A 15147-nucleotide genomic window follows, 5' to 3' on the forward strand; every position below is an offset into this window, starting at 1 on the left:
CTCCAATTCTTCTTAAAATAAGAAACCTGAACATTAAACAGGATTCTTTTCAAATAGTATAGCATAATTCCAACTAAAATACTCAAAAACGCCTGCTTACGAAGTTGTTCTTAAGAAAAAAACAATTTCGTAAACAAGCGTCTACTATCCCAACTTATGATGAGTGTTCCCGCTAGGACCGAAATCCTAGCGGTAGACCAGAGCTAGACTAAGAGCACAAGACTCCATCATCATAACACTCAACAAAATTGATGATTTTATACTAATTCGATGATCGCCATTGGCGCTGCATCACCACGACGTGGTTCAGTTTTAAGGATACGAGTGTATCCACCGTTACGTTCAGCATAACGAGGTGCGATTTCTGAGAACAATTTTTGAAGTGCTGTAGTAGAAGTGTACTTATCAGTTGCTTCATCATAGTTTTCAGATGCGATTTCATTACGTACGAAAGCAGCTGCTTGACGACGTGCATGCAAATCACCACGTTTACCTAGAGTAATCATTTTTTCAACAGTTTTACGGATTTCTTTAGCACGAGCTTCAGTTGTCACGATTGATTCGTTGATCAAAAGGTCAGTTGTCAAATCGCGAAGCATTGCTTTACGTTGTGAGCTAGTGCGTCCTAGTTTACGGTAAGCCATGTATTCCTCCTTTATTTATCTTTTAATCCAAGACCCAAATCAATGAGTTTGAGTTTCACTTCTTCCAAACTCTTGCGTCCAAGATTTCGTACTTTCATCATCTCTGCTTCAGATTTTTCTGTCAAATCATGCACAGTATTGATACCGGCACGTTTCAAACAGTTGTATGAACGCACAGACAAGTCCAGTTCCTCAATCGTACGATCCAAAATACGGTCGTCAGATTCAGTATCAGCTTCTTTCATCACTTCAGTTGACTTAGCAATCTCAGTAAGATTTGTAAACAAATCAAGATGTTCTGTCAAAATACGTGCCGAAAGCCCTAAAGCATCTTCTGGAATAATTGTTCCATTTGTCAAGATTTCAAGGGTTAGTTTGTCAAATCCATCATTGCTACCTACACGAGCAGGTTCCACTTGATAGTTGACTTTTGTAACTGGTGTATAAATAGAATCTACAGCAAGTGTTCCAACTGGTGCATTATCTTTTTTATTTTCATCAGCAGGTACATATCCACGACCACTGTTAACAGTCATAGTCGCTTTTAGGGAAGAACCTTCACCGATTGTAAAGAGATAATGATCTGGATTTACAATTTCAATATCGCTATCTGTCAAAATGTCACCAGCTGTTACTTCAGCAGGACCTTCAACATCCAGTTCGATGATTTTTTCGTCTTCAACGTACGATTTCACTGCAATTCCTTTAATGTTCAGAATGATTTGCATCACGTCTTCACGAACACCTGGAACTGTGTCAAACTCATGTAACACGCCATCAATGTTGATAGATGTCACAGCTGCTCCTGGTAGAGAAGCTAGAAGTACACGACGAAGAGAGTTACCAAGAGTTGTACCGTAGCCACGTTCAAGTGGTTCGATTACAAACTTGCCATAATCTTTATTTTCATCAATTTTTGTTATATTTGGTTTTTCAAACTCGATCATTTAGTTACTCCCTCTTAAACGAAAAGCAGTGTAATGCGATGATTATACACGGCGACGTTTTGGAGGACGAGCACCATTGTGTGGCACTGGAGTCACATCACGAATTGCTGTTACTTCAAGACCAGCGGCAGCAAGCGCACGAATAGCTGACTCACGACCAGAACCTGGACCTTTTACAGTAACTTCAACTGATTTAAGACCGTGTTCTTGTGCAGATTTAGCAGCAGCTTCAGAAGCCATTTGAGCAGCGAATGGTGTAGATTTACGAGAACCTTTGAAACCAAGAGCACCAGCTGATGACCAAGCAATTGCATTACCATGCACATCAGTAATCATAACAATAGTGTTATTAAATGTAGCGTGAATATGAGCAATACCAGATTCGATATTCTTTTTCACACGACGTTTACGTGTTGGTTTAGCCAAGACTTTTACCTCCTATATTATTTTTTCTTACCAGCAATCGCAACGGCTTTACCTTTACGAGTGCGAGCGTTGTTTTTAGTGTTTTGTCCACGGACAGGAAGTCCACGACGGTGACGGATACCACGGTATGAACCGATTTCCATCAAACGTTTAATGTTCAAGTTTACTTCACGACGAAGGTCACCTTCAACTTTGATTGCATCCACTTCACGACGGATAGCATCTTCTTGATCTGATGTAAGATCACGTACACGAACATCTTCTGAGATTCCAGCAGCAGCCAAAATTTTCTTAGATGTTGCAAGTCCGATACCATAAACATAAGTCAATGAGATTACTACGCGTTTGTCATTTGGAATGTCAACTCCAGCAATACGAGCCATGTTTTCTCCTTTCTATCTTATCCTTGACGTTGTTTGTGTTTTGGATTTGCTGGGCAAATTACCATAACACGACCATTACGACGAATAACTTTACAGTATTCGCAAATTGGTTTGACCGATGGTCTTACTTTCATTTCTTATCCCTCCAAGTTTTTCGATTATTTAAAGCGGTAAGTGATACGTCCACGTGTCAAGTCATATGGACTCATTTCGACAGTAACACGATCTCCCGCTAAAATACGAATATAGTTTTTACGAATTTTACCAGAAACTGTTGCTAAAATCTGATGTCCATTTTCAAGTTCAACCGTAAACATTGCATTCGGCATTGTATCAACTACTTTGCCTTCAACTTCAATCACATCGTCTTTTGCCACGCAAAAGCACCTCCATAAATTTCGATTCGATGCCTCTAGACACAGAGACAACAATTATAAGTCAGACTATCTTAGTATAACATTTGTAGCGGATTTTTGCAAGTGTGAAAAACGCTTTATTTCAAATTTGTCAATACTTTTTCGATATCTGAGAAGACATCATTGATATCTTGATTACCTTCGATGTCATGAACCAAACCTTTGGCACGGTAGTGAGCAATGATTGGTTCCCCTTGAGCAATATTCACATCCAAACGACGTTTGACTGTCTCAGGCTTATCATCTTCACGTTGGTAGTAATCTTCTTCTTTATAGTCAACTGGTGGGTTAAAGACCTTGTGGAAAGTTTCTCCAGTTACGCGATGGATGATACGACCACTCAAACGTTCCAAGAGACTGTCAGGATTCACTTCAATGTTGATGACACCTTCTAGTTCAATGCCAAGTTCAGCCAATGTTTTGTCCAAAGCATGAGCTTGTTCGATCGTACGTGGGTAACCATCCAACAAGAATCCTGTTTCTTTAATATCATCTTGTGAAAGACGTTCTTTTACGATCCCATTTGTAACTTCGTCAGGAACCAATTCACCCTTGTCAATGTATGACTTAGCAAGAACACCCATTTCAGTTTGATTTGCCATAGCAGCACGGAACATATCACCTGTTGAGATATGCGCAACATGGAATTGTTCTACGATTTTTGCTGCTTGAGTTCCCTTACCTGCACCAGGTAAGCCCATAATCAAAAGATTCATGATTCGATCTCCTTATTTTATTTTTAAATAGAAGCAAAAAGTCTTTTCACCCCTATTTAAAAACAAAATAGAAGAGGGGAGACCAAACTCTCACAAATGTTAGAGTTTAAACCTCCACTCCCTCAGTATTTACTAATTCATACTCAATGAAAATCAAAGAGCAAACTAGGAAGCTAGCCGCAGGTTGCTCAAAGCACTGCTTTGAGGTTGCAGATAAAGCTGACGTGGTTTGAATTTGATTTTCGAAGAGTATCAGTAAATACTTTTATTCTGTTCTATCCATGAAACCAACATACTTACGTTTCAATAGGTAACCTTCCAATTGCTTGATTCCTTCAATACCTGTAGAGATAATGATCAAAAGACTTGTTCCCCCAAAGGCAACAACATCAGAAAGACCAAATACATCTTTAGCTGCAATCGGCAAAATGGAAATCACACCAAGGAAGAGGGAACCAACCGTTGCAAGACGACGAAGAAGTTTAGACATATATTCTTCTGTACCTTTACCAGGACGAACTCCATGGATATAGGCACCGCTCTTTTGTAGGTTCTCTGCCGCTTTTTCAGGATTAATCTGTACAAACGTATAGAAGAATGTAAAGAGAATAATCAATAAAGCATACATGGCAATACCAGTTGGTGAAGTGGTTGCCAACATCTCTTGTGCTACCCTTACCCAAGCCCAATCATGACCTGTAGCGCTCAAAAATTGAAGAATCGCCGCAGGCGCTGCAGTAATCGAACTGGCAAAGATAACAGGGATAACTCCAGCAGGGTTTACCTTCAAAGGAAGATAAGAGCTAGATGGAGCACCTTGTGCAACCTTAGTATATTGGATTGGAATTTTGTATTCTGCTTGTTGAACATAAGTTGTAAAGTAAATAATCAACAATACAGTAATAATCAAAATGATTACGAAAATGATAGATGAAGTGATACGGCTACTTGGCACGTTCACAAAGTAGTCCACATAGATGCCCTGAATCATCTCTGGAATTGAGGCAACAATCCCGGCAAAGATAATCATGGAAACACCGTTTCCGTATCCCTTATCTGTAATTTGCTCACCCAACCAAGTGACAATCATACTACCAGCTGTTAAGATGATACCAATCGTCAGAAAAACTTGTGGAGTTAAAGCAGTTTTAATCAATTGAGCTCCAGCCAAGGTATTAAAACCAGCTGTAATCCCGATAGATTGCACAAAAGCGAGAACTAGAGCAATATAACGAGTGGCTTGATTCAATTTTCTTCGGCCTACTTCCCCTTGTTTTCCCCACTCTACAAACTTGGGTAAAATATCCATTTGCAAGAGCTGGACAACAATAGAAGCGGTGATATAAGGACTAACTCCTAGGGCAAAAATCGAAAAGTTTTTTAGGGCATTCCCTGAGACCAAGCTCAACATGTTTAAGAAGGATAATCCACTTAAAGCATTCAAGCTATTGGCATTCACACCAGGAACTGTAATGCTAGTCCCGATACGAAAGACCAAAACGATAAAAATTGTAAATAAAATTTTTGATCGAACCTGCTTGACTTTAAGAGCTTCTCTTAATAATTTAAAAAACATAGGTCACCTCTCTTAGATGACTTCTACTGAACCACCTTTAGCAGTGATAGCTTCTTCAGCTGATTTAGAGAATTTAGCTGCTTTCACAGTCAATTTCTTAGTCAACTCACCGTTACCAAGAATTTTAATACCTGATTTTTCAGCTTTAACAATTCCTGCTTCGATAAGAACAACTGGAGTTACTTCAGCACCATCTTCAAAGACGTTCAATTGGTCAAGGTTCACAATTGCGTATTCTTTAGCGTTGATGTTAGTGAATCCACGTTTTGGAAGACGACGGAACAATGGAGTTTGTCCACCTTCAAAACCAAGGCGAACTCCGCCACCGCTACGAGCTTTTTGACCTTTTTGACCACGACCAGATGTTTTACCGTTACCTGATGAAGTACCACGACCAACGCGGTTACGTACTTTACGAGAACCTTCTGCAGGTTTCAATTCATGAAGTTTCATTTTTATTTTCTCCTCTTTTGTAAAATGCTAGCGCCGATAAGGGAGAAAAGGTTGTCTCCCCCATCAACTCGCCTATACGACGTCATCATAGATGACTATATCTAGTTTTAGGGGATGGTATAGTGCACATCCCCTAAAAATTCATTAGTTTACTTCTTCAACTGTTACCAAGTGAGATACTGCTGTGATCATACCACGGATAGCAGCGTTATCTTCTTTAATAACAGAGCTGTTCAATTTGCCAAGTCCAAGTGCTACAACAGTTTTACGTTGTGATGGAATGCGTCCGATTGGAGACTTAGTCAAAGTAATTTTAATTTGAGCCATTTTATCCCCTTTCTTATGCCAAATCAGAAACTGAAATACCACGAAGGGCAGCAACTTCTTCAGCGCGTTTCAATTGTTTCAAACCTTCAACAGTTGCACGAACAATGTTGATTGGAGTGTTAGAACCAAGTGATTTAGATGTAATATCTGCCACACCTGCCAATTCCACAACGGCACGAACTGCACCACCAGCGGCAACTCCAGAACCTTCTACAGCAGGTTTCAACAATACTTTAGCTCCACCGAATTCTGAAAGAACTTCGTGTGGGATTGTTGTTCCAACCATAGGAACTTCGATCAAGTTTTTCTTAGCATCATCTACTGCTTTACGGATTGCTTCTGGAACTTCTTGAGCTTTACCAGTACCAAATCCTACGCGACCGTTGTGGTCACCAACAACAACAAGAGCTGCGAAACGAAGACGACGTCCACCTTTAACAACTTTTGTAACACGGTTGACAGCAACTACGCGTTCTTCTAATTCAACTGCATTGTCTTTAAATGCCATTTTCTAGTGTCCTCCTATTAGAATTTCAATCCGTTTTCACGAGCTGCATCAGCCAAAGCTTTCACACGTCCGTGATATAGATATCCACCGCGGTCGAACACCACTTCTGAAATACCTTTAGCGTTTGCACGTTCTGCAACGAGTTTACCGACAGCAACGGCTTGTTCAGTTTTAGTTCCTTTTGAAACTTCTTTGTCAAGAGTTGAAGCACTTGCGAGCGTTACACCCGCTACGTCATCAATCACTTGAGCGTAGATGCCTGTATTAGAACGGAATACGTTCAAACGTGGGCGATCAGCAGTTCCAGAGAGTTTTCCGCGAACGCGACGGTGGCGTTTTTGGCGGAGTTTGTTTTTATCTGGTTTTGAAATCACAGTTTTCACCTCTTTAGTTTTAAATCGTGTGCTATGCACAAAGTTGGAAAATAGGTTGGTGGTTGAAAATCAACCACTCAACATTATTTACCTGTTTTACCTTCTTTACGGCGAACGAATTCACCAACGTAACGGATACCTTTACCTTTATATGGTTCTGGTGAACGAAGGCTACGTACGTAAGCAGCTGTTTGCCCAACTACTTCTTTTGAAATTCCGCTAACAACGATTGTTGTTGGGTTTGGAAGTTCAAAAGTAATTCCTTCTGGAGCTTCAACTTCGTCTGGATGAGATTTACCAACAGCCAAAACAAGTTTAGATCCTTGAAGTTGTGCACGGTAACCAACCCCGCGCATTTCAAGTTCTTTCTTGAATCCTTCTGATACACCAACAACCATGTTGTTCAAAAGGGCACGAGTAGTTCCGTGGATAGTTTTCATTTCTTTTGAATCGTTTGGACGGTGAAGAGTTACTTCAGTGCCTTCCACACGGATTTCAATATCTTTTGAGAACTCACGAGTAAGTTCTCCTTTAGGTCCTTTTACAGTTACAAGGTTGTCATTGTTAGTGAGTTCAACACCAGCAGGCAACACGATAACTTTATTACCAATACGTGACATGTTTATTTTCTCCTGTTAAATTGTCAGGCCAGAACGGCCAGTTTTCACGGGGGTCAGATACTTATTTAGTTCAAGAGCTGAACTGAACACGCTCTAACGTGCTTTGTATCTTGATTTGAGTTCGAGCTAAGAATTTGGTGAAAAAGATAAGTTTGTCTTGGAGCATCGCTCCTGCTACAAACTTCCTATTTTCACTGCATTCTTTTAACGCTCTCACATCATCAATTACCAAACGTAAGCGATAACCTCACCACCAACATTCTTTTGGCGTGCTTCTTTATCAGTAAGCAAACCTTCAGAAGTTGAAAGGATAGCAATTCCAAGTCCGTTAAGAACTTTTGGAAGGTCTTCACGTTTTTTGTAAACACGAAGTCCTGGTTTAGAAACACGTTTCAAGTTAGTGATAACTTTTTCACCGTTTGGTCCGTATTTAAGGAATACACGGATGATGCCTTGTTTGTCATCTTCGATGATTTCAACGTTTTTTACAAAACCTTCGCGTTTAAGGATTTCAGCAATCCCTTTTTTGATGTTTGATGCAGGTACTTCAAGTACTTCGTGTTTAGCTTGGTTAGCGTTACGAATACGAGTTAGGAAGTCTGCGATTGGGTCAGTCATAACCATTTTGTTTTTCTCCTCTTACTAGTAGTTTGCAAGTTGCACTTGCTAGTTAATGATTGAGCTAGGCTCAGAATATGTTTCTAGGTTTCAATTCCTAAGTGAGTCTAGGCATCTGCTTGCAGACATAACTTGAGTTAGGCAAAAGCAGATAACGACGAATCACGACGGGATTGAAAGTTAGAATTACCAAGATGCTTTTGTTACACCAGGAATTTGTCCTTTGTAAGCTAATTCACGGAAGCAAACACGGCAAAGTTTAAATTTGCGGTAAACTGAATGTGGACGACCACATTTTTCACAACGAGTATAAGCTTGAGTAGAGAACTTCGCTGGACGTTTGTTCTTAGCAATCATTGATTTTTTAGCCATTAGATTTACCTCCTATATTATTTTGCAAAAGGCATTCCAAGGCCTGTAAGCAATGCACGTGACTCTTCGTCAGTGTTAGCAGTTGTTACGATAACGATGTCAAGACCACGAGTTTTGTCAACGTCATCGAAGTTGATTTCTGGGAAGATCAATTGTTCTTTCACACCAAGTGTGTAGTTTCCGCGTCCGTCAAATGATTTTGTTGGAACACCGTGGAAGTCACGTACACGTGGAAGTGAAACTGAAACCAATTTATCCAAGAATTCGTACATACGTTCACCACGAAGGGTAACTTTTGCACCGATCGCAACACCTTCACGAAGACGGAAGCCGGCGATTGATTTTTTAGCTTTAGTGATAAGTGGTTTTTGACCTGAGATAAGTGCCAATTCTTCAGCAGCTTTTTCAAGGCTTTTAGCGTTTGATACAGCTTCACCAACACCCATGTTCAAAACGATCTTATCTACTTTAGGCACAGCCATCACTGATGAGTAGTTGAATTGTTCTGTCAAAGCAGGAACTACTTCATTAAGATATTTTTCTTTTAAACGATTTGCCATTATACTTCTCCTTTCCTTCGTGATTAATCAAGCACTTCGCCTGATTTTTTGTTGTAGCGAACTTTTTTACCGTCTACAAATTTGTAACCAACACGACCAGCTACACCATTTTTGTCCAAAACTTGAACGTTTGATACGTGGATAGCTGCTTCTTTCTCGATGATACCACCTTGAGGAAGCTCGTTAGTTGGACGTTGGTGTTTCTTAACGATGTTAACACCTTCAACGATAACTTTGTTTACTTTTGGAAGGGCAGTAAGGACAACAGCTTCTGTTCCCTTATCTTTACCAGCGATTACGCGAACTTTGTCGCCTTTTTTTACAAACATTAGGTTTCTCCTTGATTTTTCTTACGCCCATAAGGGCACCCTGGAGGTAAATCCAGGGGACTAGTTTGTTTCTAAAAATTAAAGTACTTCTGGAGCAAGTGACACGATCTTCATGAAGCCACCTTCACGCAATTCACGTGCAACTGGGCCAAAGATACGTGTTCCGCGAGGAGTTTTGTCTTCACGGATGATAACTGCTGCGTTTTCGTCAAATTTGATGTATGAACCATCAGCACGACGAGCACCTGATTTAGTACGAACGATAACTGCTTTAACAACGTCACCTTTTTTAACCGCACCACCAGGAGTAGCTTGTTTTACAGATGCCACGATAACATCACCGATGTTTGCAAATTTACGTCCTGAACCACCAAGAACTTTGATAGTCAAGATTTCGCGAGCACCGCTGTTGTCTGCGACTTTCAAACGAGTTTCTGTTTGAATCATTTCAGTTTTCTCCTTTCAGGTTTGATTAGATGATGACCGCTTCTTCAACAACTTCTACAAGACGGAAACGTTTTGTAGCTGAAAGCGGGCGAGTTTCCATGATACGTACGATATCGCCTTCTTTGGCAACATTGTTTTCATCATGAGCTTTGTATTTTTTAGAGTAGTTAATACGTTTACCATAGACTGGGTGGTTACGTTTTGTTTCAACTACAACTGTGATTGTCTTGTCCATTTTGTCAGATACAACACGTCCAACAAGAACTTTACGATTATTGCGTTCCATTGAAATTTCTCCTTCCCTAGTCTATTATTTCGCTTCAGATTGAACTGTTTTGATACGAGCGATTTGTTTTTTAACTTCTTTCAAGCGAGCTGTTTGTTCCAATTGACCAGTAGCAGCTTGGAAACGAAGTTCAAACAATTCTTTTTTCAATTCGTTTTCGCGCTTCGCGAGTTCTTCTTGAGAAAGACCACGAAGTTCTTTAACAAATTCTTTTACTTCATTAAGTTTCATGCCTTCTCCTTATTCTGCTTCACGTTTTACGAATTTACATTTAACTGGCAATTTGTGGCTAGCAAGACGAAGCGCTTCGCGAGCGATCTCTTCAGATACACCAGCGATTTCGAACATCACTTTACCACGTTTAACTGGTGCTACCCAACCTTCAGGTGCCCCTTTACCAGATCCCATACGCACACCGATAGCTTTAGCAGTGTATGATTTGTGTGGGAAGATTTTAATCCAAACTTTACCACCACGTTTCATGTAACGAGTCATGGCGATACGAGCAGCTTCGATTTGGCGGTTAGTGATCCAGTGGCTAGTTGTAGCTTGAAGACCGTATTCACCGAATGCTACTTCTTTTCCACCTTTTGCTTCACCGCGCATTTTTCCACGGAATTCACGACGGTGTTTAACACGTTTAGGTACTAACATTGGTTATTTACCTCCTTTAGTGTTTTTGCGAGCTGGAAGAACTTCACCACGGTAGATCCATACTTTAACACCAAGTTTACCGTATGTAGTATCTGCTTCTTCCCAAGCGTAATCGATATCTGCACGAAGTGTGTGAAGCGGAACAGTTCCTTCAGAGTATCCTTCAGCACGGGCGATATCTGCACCGTTCAAACGACCTGATACTTGAGTTTTGATTCCTTTAGCTCCAGCACGCATTGCACGTTGGATTGCTTGTTTTTGTGCACGACGGAAAGCAACACGTTGCTCCAATTGACGAGCAATTCCTTCACCTACAAGGTGAGCATCCAAATCAGGTTGTTTGATTTCGATGATGTTGATGTGTACTTGTTTTCCAGTCAATTTGTTAAGTTTTGCACGGAGTGCATCAACGTTAGCACCACCTTTACCGATAACCATACCTGGTTTAGCAGTGTGAAGTGAAACGTTAACTTTGTTTACTGCGCGTTCGATTTCAATAGTTGAAACTGCTGCGTCAGCAAGTTCTTTTTGAACGAATTTACGGATTGCAAGATCTTCATGAAGGTAATCCGCGTATTCTTTTTCAGCATACCATTTGGCATCCCAATCACGGATGATGCCGACACGCATACCAATTGGATGTACTTTTTGACCCACGATTTTACCTCCTTATTTTTCTGCAACAGCTACAGTGATGTGAGCTGTACGTTTGTTGATTGGTGAAGCTGAACCTTTCGCACGTGGACGGAAACGTTTCATAGTTGGTCCTTCGTTTGCGAATGCTTCAGATACTACCAAGTTAGCTTTATCCAAACCAAAGTTGTTTTCAGCGTTAGCTACAGCTGAGTTCAAAACTTTCAAGATGATTTCAGCAGCTTTGTTTGGAGTGAATGTCAAGATTGCGATTGCATCGGCTACGCTTTTACCACGGATGTTATCAAGAACAAGACGTGATTTACGAGGTGAAACACGTACTGTACGAGCCATTGCTTTAGCTGAAGTAATTTCTGCCATTTATGTTCTCCTTATTTTCTACGTGTTTTCTTGTCGTCTGCAGCGTGACCTTTGTAAGTACGAGTTGGTGCAAATTCACCAAGTTTGTGACCTACCATGTCTTCTTGGATGTAAACAGGTACGTGTTTACGTCCGTCATAAACTGCGATAGTGTAACCAATGAAACTTGGGAAGATCGTTGAACGACGTGACCAAGTTTTAATAACTTTTTTCTTTTCGTCGTTAGCTTGAGCTTCAACTTTTTTCATCAAATGCTCATCGACGAAAGGTCCTTTTTTAAGACTGCGTCCCATTTTTATATTTTCTCCTTTAAATGTTGTACCACAGCGGCTTGCGCTCCTATGGAGTGCTACCGAGCTGGCGGATTTACTAGTTGCTTAAGCGACTAGTTTAATATTATTTCTCGTTGCGACGACGAACGATAAGTTTGTCAGATTTCGCTTTCTTGTTACGAGTTTTAAGACCAAGAGCAGGTTTGCCCCATGGAGTAGATGGTGCTTTACGACCAACTGGTGCTTTACCTTCACCACCACCGTGTGGGTGATCGTTAGGGTTCATTACAGAACCACGAACTGTTGGGCGGATACCTTTCCAACGGCTACGTCCTGCTTTACCAAGGTTTACAAGTCCATGTTGTTCGTTTCCGACAACACCAACTGTAGCACGGCAAGTTCCAAGAATCATACGAACTTCACCTGATTGAAGACGAACAAGTACGTATTTACCTTCAGAACCCAATACTTGAGCAGATGCTCCAGCAGCACGTACTAATTCACCACCACGACCTGGTTTCAACTCGATGTTGTGGATCAAAGTACCAACTGGGATGTTAGCAAGTGGAAGAGCGTTTCCGACTTTGATATCTGCTTCTGGACCTGAAACGATACGTTGACCAACTTCAAGACCTTTTGGAGCGATGATGTACGCTTTCACACCGTCAGTGTAGTGTACAAGAGCGATATTTGCAGAACGGTTTGGATCGTACTCGATTGTTTTAACAACTGCTTCAACGTTGTCTTTGTTACGTTTGAAGTCAACCAAACGGTAGAAACGTTTGTGTCCACCACCTTGGTGACGAACTGTGATACGACCGTTGTTGTTACGACCAGCCTTGCTCTTCAATGCAACAAGCAATGATTTTTCAGGAGTGCTTGTTGTGATTTCAGCGAAATCCAAAGAAGTCATATTACGGCGACCGTTTGTTGTTGGTTTATAAACACGAATTCCCACGATATTTCCTCCTTAGATTATTCAGCTTCAGCAGCAAACAACTCGATTGCTTTAGAATCAGCTGTAAGTGTGATGATAGCTTTTTTAGTTTTGTTAGTAAAACCAGTGTAACGTCCAACACGTTTAGCTTTTGGTTTTACGTTGATTGTGTTAACATTGGCAACTTTAACACCTTCGAAAGCAGCTTCAACAGCTTGCTTGATCAAAAGCTTGTGTGCACGAGTGTCAACTTCAAATACATATTTGCCTGCTTCAAGTTGAGCCATTGAGCTTTCAGTGATGACAGGTTTTTTGATAACATCATACAAATTCATTATGCAAGAACCTCCTCGATTTTAGAGATAGCTGCTTGAGTAACAAGAAGTTTGTCACTATTTGCGATGTCAAGAACACTTGCAGTTGTAGCAGTCGCAACTTTCACGTTTGGAAGGTTACGAGCTGAAAGAGCTGCGAATTCGTTTCCTTCTTCAAGAATAACAAGGACTTTAGAATCGATGCTCAAAGCTGCAAGAACTTTTGCAAATTCAGCAGTTTTTGGAGCTGTAAATTCAAGAGAATCAACGGCTACAAATTTATTTTCAGCAACTTTTTCTGAGTAAACAGATTTAAGCGCAAGGCGACGAACTTTTTGAGGAAGTTTGTACGCATAGCTACGTGGAGTTGGTCCGAAGACGATTCCACCACCACGCCATTGTGGAGAGCGGATAGAACCTTGACGAGCACGTCCAGTTCCTTTTTGACGCCATGGTTTGCGTCCGCCACCTGAAACAGCTGAGCGGTTTTTAACTGCGTGAGTTCCTTGACGAAGGCTAGCACGTTGGCTGATAATCACATCAAACACAACAGATTGGTTTGGTTCGATACCAAAGATTGCATCGTTAAGAACAACTTCGCCCGCTTGTTTACCAGTTTGGTCGAATAATGTTACATTTGCCATTTTGACTGTATTCCCCTTTCCTTATTATTTACCAGCTTTAACTGCTGATTTGATAGTGATAAGAGATTTCTTAGCACCTGGTACGTTACCTTTGATAAGGATAACGTTCTTTTCTGGAACAACTTGTACAACTTCAAGGTTTTGAATTGTTACGCGGTCGCCACCCATACGTCCTGCAAGGTTTTTACCTTTGAATACGCGGTTAGGTGCAACAGGTCCCATAGAACCTGGACGACGGTGGTAACGAGAACCGTGAGCCATTGGTCCACGTGATTGTCCGTGGCGCTTGATAACACCTTGGAAACCTTTACCTTTAGAAGTACCAGTTACGTCAACAACATCTCCAGCTGCGAATGTTTCAACTGTGATTTCAGCACCAACTTCCAAGCCTTCAACGTTTTTGAATTCACGAATGAAGCGCTTAGGAGCCGTGTTAGCTTTCGCTACATGTCCTTTAGCAGGTTTGTTGCTCAATACTTCGCGTTTGTCATCGAAACCAACTTGGATAGCGTTGTATCCGTCTGTTTCAACAGTTTTAACTTGAAGAACAACGTTTGGAGTTGCTTCAATAACTGTTACAGGGATCAATTCGCCAGCTTCAGTGAAGATTTGAGTCATTCCCACTTTTTTCCCTAAGATTCCTTTTGTCATGAGAAAATAGTTCCTTTTCTATATTTTTTATTCAAAAAGTTTTTAACGAGCGTTTTTTATGCTCAAGTCTAAGATACAAAGGGCGTCAAACTCAAAGTGAAAATAGGAAACTGACGCAGTGTCTAGCAGACACTAGGAAGTTTGTCTTTTTCACACCGAGTTTAGCCCGTGTTCAATTAGATTGAAACACCAGCCTCTGCTCTTTTATATTTTAGATTAAAGTTTGATTTCTACGTTTACACCACTTGGAAGATCCAATTTCATCAAAGCATCAACTGTTTTTTGAGTTGGGTTAACGATATCGATCAAACGTTTGTGTGTACGCATTTCAAATTGTTCGCGAGAGTCTTTATATTTGTGAGTCGCACGAATGATTGTGTAGAGGCTACGTTCAGTTGGAAGTGGGATTGGACCCGCAACTTGTGCACCTGTACGAGTAGCTGATTCTACGATTTTTGCAGCCGCTGTGTCAAGCGTACGGTGTTCGTAAGCTTTCAAACGGATACGGATTTTTTTGTTTGCCATCTTTTTCTCCTTTTCGTCTATTTAAGATAATAGGCTAGCTCCACAAGAAAACCGACGCGGTGTTGCGTGGCAATGCAACCGAGCGTGTCGCAACCTCTTGCATCAAAGCTAAAGCTGTAATTTACAGCACCATA

At 40.9% G+C, this 15147-nt stretch carries 29 protein-coding genes; all 29 read right to left on the reverse strand.

Annotation, left to right across the window (positions count from 1 at the left end; translation table 11 throughout):
- Positions 1–257: 257 nt before the first annotated feature.
- Positions 258–644, reverse strand: coding sequence for a 50S ribosomal protein L17 (gene rplQ, locus AC6I9F_RS08980; protein ID WP_000331493.1), 387 nt, complete (start codon positions 642–644; stop codon positions 258–260).
- Positions 645–655: 11 nt separating this feature from the next.
- Positions 656–1591, reverse strand: a complete 936-nt coding sequence (locus tag AC6I9F_RS08985; protein ID WP_000568988.1) for a DNA-directed RNA polymerase subunit alpha — start codon at positions 1589–1591, stop codon at positions 656–658.
- A gap of 42 nt (positions 1592–1633) precedes the next feature.
- On the reverse strand, positions 1634–2017 hold the full coding sequence (gene rpsK, locus AC6I9F_RS08990) for a 30S ribosomal protein S11 (RefSeq protein WP_001118385.1): 384 nt from the start codon (positions 2015–2017) through the stop codon (positions 1634–1636).
- Between the two features lie 17 nt (positions 2018–2034).
- On the reverse strand, positions 2035–2400 hold the full coding sequence (gene rpsM, locus AC6I9F_RS08995) for a 30S ribosomal protein S13 (protein WP_000090781.1): 366 nt from the start codon (positions 2398–2400) through the stop codon (positions 2035–2037).
- A 17-nt stretch (positions 2401–2417) separates the two neighbouring features.
- Positions 2418–2534 carry a 50S ribosomal protein L36 gene (rpmJ, locus tag AC6I9F_RS09000; protein ID WP_001808836.1) on the reverse strand — a complete coding sequence of 39 codons (117 nt, stop codon included), beginning with the start codon at positions 2532–2534 and terminating at the stop codon, positions 2418–2420.
- Between the two features lie 24 nt (positions 2535–2558).
- A complete protein-coding gene (infA, locus tag AC6I9F_RS09005) occupies positions 2559–2777 on the reverse strand; it encodes a translation initiation factor IF-1 (protein ID WP_001029883.1) in 219 nt (72 codons plus the stop codon).
- 116 nt (positions 2778–2893) lie between these two features.
- Positions 2894–3532, reverse strand: coding sequence for an adenylate kinase (locus AC6I9F_RS09010; protein ID WP_001050436.1), 639 nt, complete (start codon positions 3530–3532; stop codon positions 2894–2896).
- Positions 3533–3797: 265 nt separating this feature from the next.
- Positions 3798–5108: a preprotein translocase subunit SecY gene (secY, locus tag AC6I9F_RS09015; protein ID WP_049511466.1), complete on the reverse strand. Its 1311-nt coding sequence runs from the start codon at positions 5106–5108 to the stop codon at positions 3798–3800.
- Positions 5109–5120: 12 nt separating this feature from the next.
- Entirely contained in the window at positions 5121–5561 is a 441-nt protein-coding gene (gene rplO, locus AC6I9F_RS09020; protein WP_000766087.1) for a 50S ribosomal protein L15, read from the reverse strand.
- 144 nt (positions 5562–5705) lie between these two features.
- Positions 5706–5888, reverse strand: coding sequence for a 50S ribosomal protein L30 (rpmD, locus tag AC6I9F_RS09025; RefSeq protein ID WP_000057241.1), 183 nt, complete (start codon positions 5886–5888; stop codon positions 5706–5708).
- A gap of 13 nt (positions 5889–5901) precedes the next feature.
- The gene (gene rpsE / locus AC6I9F_RS09030; RefSeq protein WP_000874202.1) at positions 5902–6396 is read right to left on the reverse strand and encodes a 30S ribosomal protein S5; all 495 of its coding nucleotides are present in this window, start codon (positions 6394–6396) and stop codon (positions 5902–5904) included.
- A 17-nt stretch (positions 6397–6413) separates the two neighbouring features.
- Positions 6414–6770 carry a 50S ribosomal protein L18 gene (gene rplR, locus AC6I9F_RS09035; protein WP_000624044.1) on the reverse strand — a complete coding sequence of 119 codons (357 nt, stop codon included), beginning with the start codon at positions 6768–6770 and terminating at the stop codon, positions 6414–6416.
- A gap of 83 nt (positions 6771–6853) precedes the next feature.
- Positions 6854–7390, reverse strand: coding sequence for a 50S ribosomal protein L6 (gene rplF / locus AC6I9F_RS09040; RefSeq protein WP_000086635.1), 537 nt, complete (start codon positions 7388–7390; stop codon positions 6854–6856).
- Positions 7391–7615: 225 nt separating this feature from the next.
- Entirely contained in the window at positions 7616–8014 is a 399-nt protein-coding gene (gene rpsH / locus AC6I9F_RS09045) for a 30S ribosomal protein S8 (protein ID WP_000245504.1), read from the reverse strand.
- Positions 8015–8194: 180 nt separating this feature from the next.
- Positions 8195–8380, reverse strand: a complete 186-nt coding sequence (locus tag AC6I9F_RS09050; RefSeq protein ID WP_001085697.1) for a type Z 30S ribosomal protein S14 — start codon at positions 8378–8380, stop codon at positions 8195–8197.
- 17 nt (positions 8381–8397) lie between these two features.
- A complete protein-coding gene (gene rplE / locus AC6I9F_RS09055; protein WP_000013542.1) occupies positions 8398–8940 on the reverse strand; it encodes a 50S ribosomal protein L5 in 543 nt (180 codons plus the stop codon).
- A gap of 23 nt (positions 8941–8963) precedes the next feature.
- A complete protein-coding gene (rplX, locus tag AC6I9F_RS09060; RefSeq protein WP_000497691.1) occupies positions 8964–9269 on the reverse strand; it encodes a 50S ribosomal protein L24 in 306 nt (101 codons plus the stop codon).
- 78 nt (positions 9270–9347) lie between these two features.
- The gene (gene rplN / locus AC6I9F_RS09065) at positions 9348–9716 is read right to left on the reverse strand and encodes a 50S ribosomal protein L14 (RefSeq protein WP_000616545.1); all 369 of its coding nucleotides are present in this window, start codon (positions 9714–9716) and stop codon (positions 9348–9350) included.
- Between the two features lie 25 nt (positions 9717–9741).
- The gene (gene rpsQ, locus AC6I9F_RS09070; RefSeq protein WP_000440801.1) at positions 9742–10002 is read right to left on the reverse strand and encodes a 30S ribosomal protein S17; all 261 of its coding nucleotides are present in this window, start codon (positions 10000–10002) and stop codon (positions 9742–9744) included.
- Positions 10003–10026: 24 nt separating this feature from the next.
- Positions 10027–10233, reverse strand: a complete 207-nt coding sequence (gene rpmC / locus AC6I9F_RS09075) for a 50S ribosomal protein L29 (RefSeq protein ID WP_000772918.1) — start codon at positions 10231–10233, stop codon at positions 10027–10029.
- Positions 10234–10242: 9 nt separating this feature from the next.
- Entirely contained in the window at positions 10243–10656 is a 414-nt protein-coding gene (rplP, locus tag AC6I9F_RS09080) for a 50S ribosomal protein L16 (RefSeq protein WP_000960946.1), read from the reverse strand.
- Between the two features lie 3 nt (positions 10657–10659).
- Positions 10660–11313 (reverse strand): 30S ribosomal protein S3, encoded by a 654-nt coding sequence (gene rpsC / locus AC6I9F_RS09085; RefSeq protein ID WP_000529936.1) that lies wholly within the window; start codon positions 11311–11313, stop codon positions 10660–10662.
- A gap of 12 nt (positions 11314–11325) precedes the next feature.
- Complete coding sequence (gene rplV, locus AC6I9F_RS09090) at positions 11326–11670, reverse strand: 50S ribosomal protein L22 (protein WP_000818137.1); 345 nt, start codon at positions 11668–11670, stop codon at positions 11326–11328.
- Between the two features lie 11 nt (positions 11671–11681).
- Positions 11682–11963, reverse strand: coding sequence for a 30S ribosomal protein S19 (gene rpsS, locus AC6I9F_RS09095; RefSeq protein ID WP_000533766.1), 282 nt, complete (start codon positions 11961–11963; stop codon positions 11682–11684).
- A gap of 103 nt (positions 11964–12066) precedes the next feature.
- Positions 12067–12900, reverse strand: coding sequence for a 50S ribosomal protein L2 (gene rplB, locus AC6I9F_RS09100; RefSeq protein ID WP_000512911.1), 834 nt, complete (start codon positions 12898–12900; stop codon positions 12067–12069).
- A gap of 17 nt (positions 12901–12917) precedes the next feature.
- Positions 12918–13214, reverse strand: a complete 297-nt coding sequence (locus AC6I9F_RS09105; RefSeq protein ID WP_001055347.1) for a 50S ribosomal protein L23 — start codon at positions 13212–13214, stop codon at positions 12918–12920.
- Positions 13214–13837, reverse strand: a complete 624-nt coding sequence (rplD, locus tag AC6I9F_RS09110; protein ID WP_000024549.1) for a 50S ribosomal protein L4 — start codon at positions 13835–13837, stop codon at positions 13214–13216. Before rplD ends, AC6I9F_RS09105 begins: the two co-directional genes overlap by 1 nt.
- Positions 13838–13861: 24 nt before the next feature.
- On the reverse strand, positions 13862–14488 hold the full coding sequence (rplC, locus tag AC6I9F_RS09115) for a 50S ribosomal protein L3 (protein WP_000160197.1): 627 nt from the start codon (positions 14486–14488) through the stop codon (positions 13862–13864).
- Positions 14489–14704: 216 nt separating this feature from the next.
- On the reverse strand, positions 14705–15013 hold the full coding sequence (rpsJ, locus tag AC6I9F_RS09120; RefSeq protein WP_001284513.1) for a 30S ribosomal protein S10: 309 nt from the start codon (positions 15011–15013) through the stop codon (positions 14705–14707).
- Positions 15014–15147: the final 134 nt, after the last annotated feature.

The organism is Streptococcus nakanonensis, assembly GCF_059738785.1.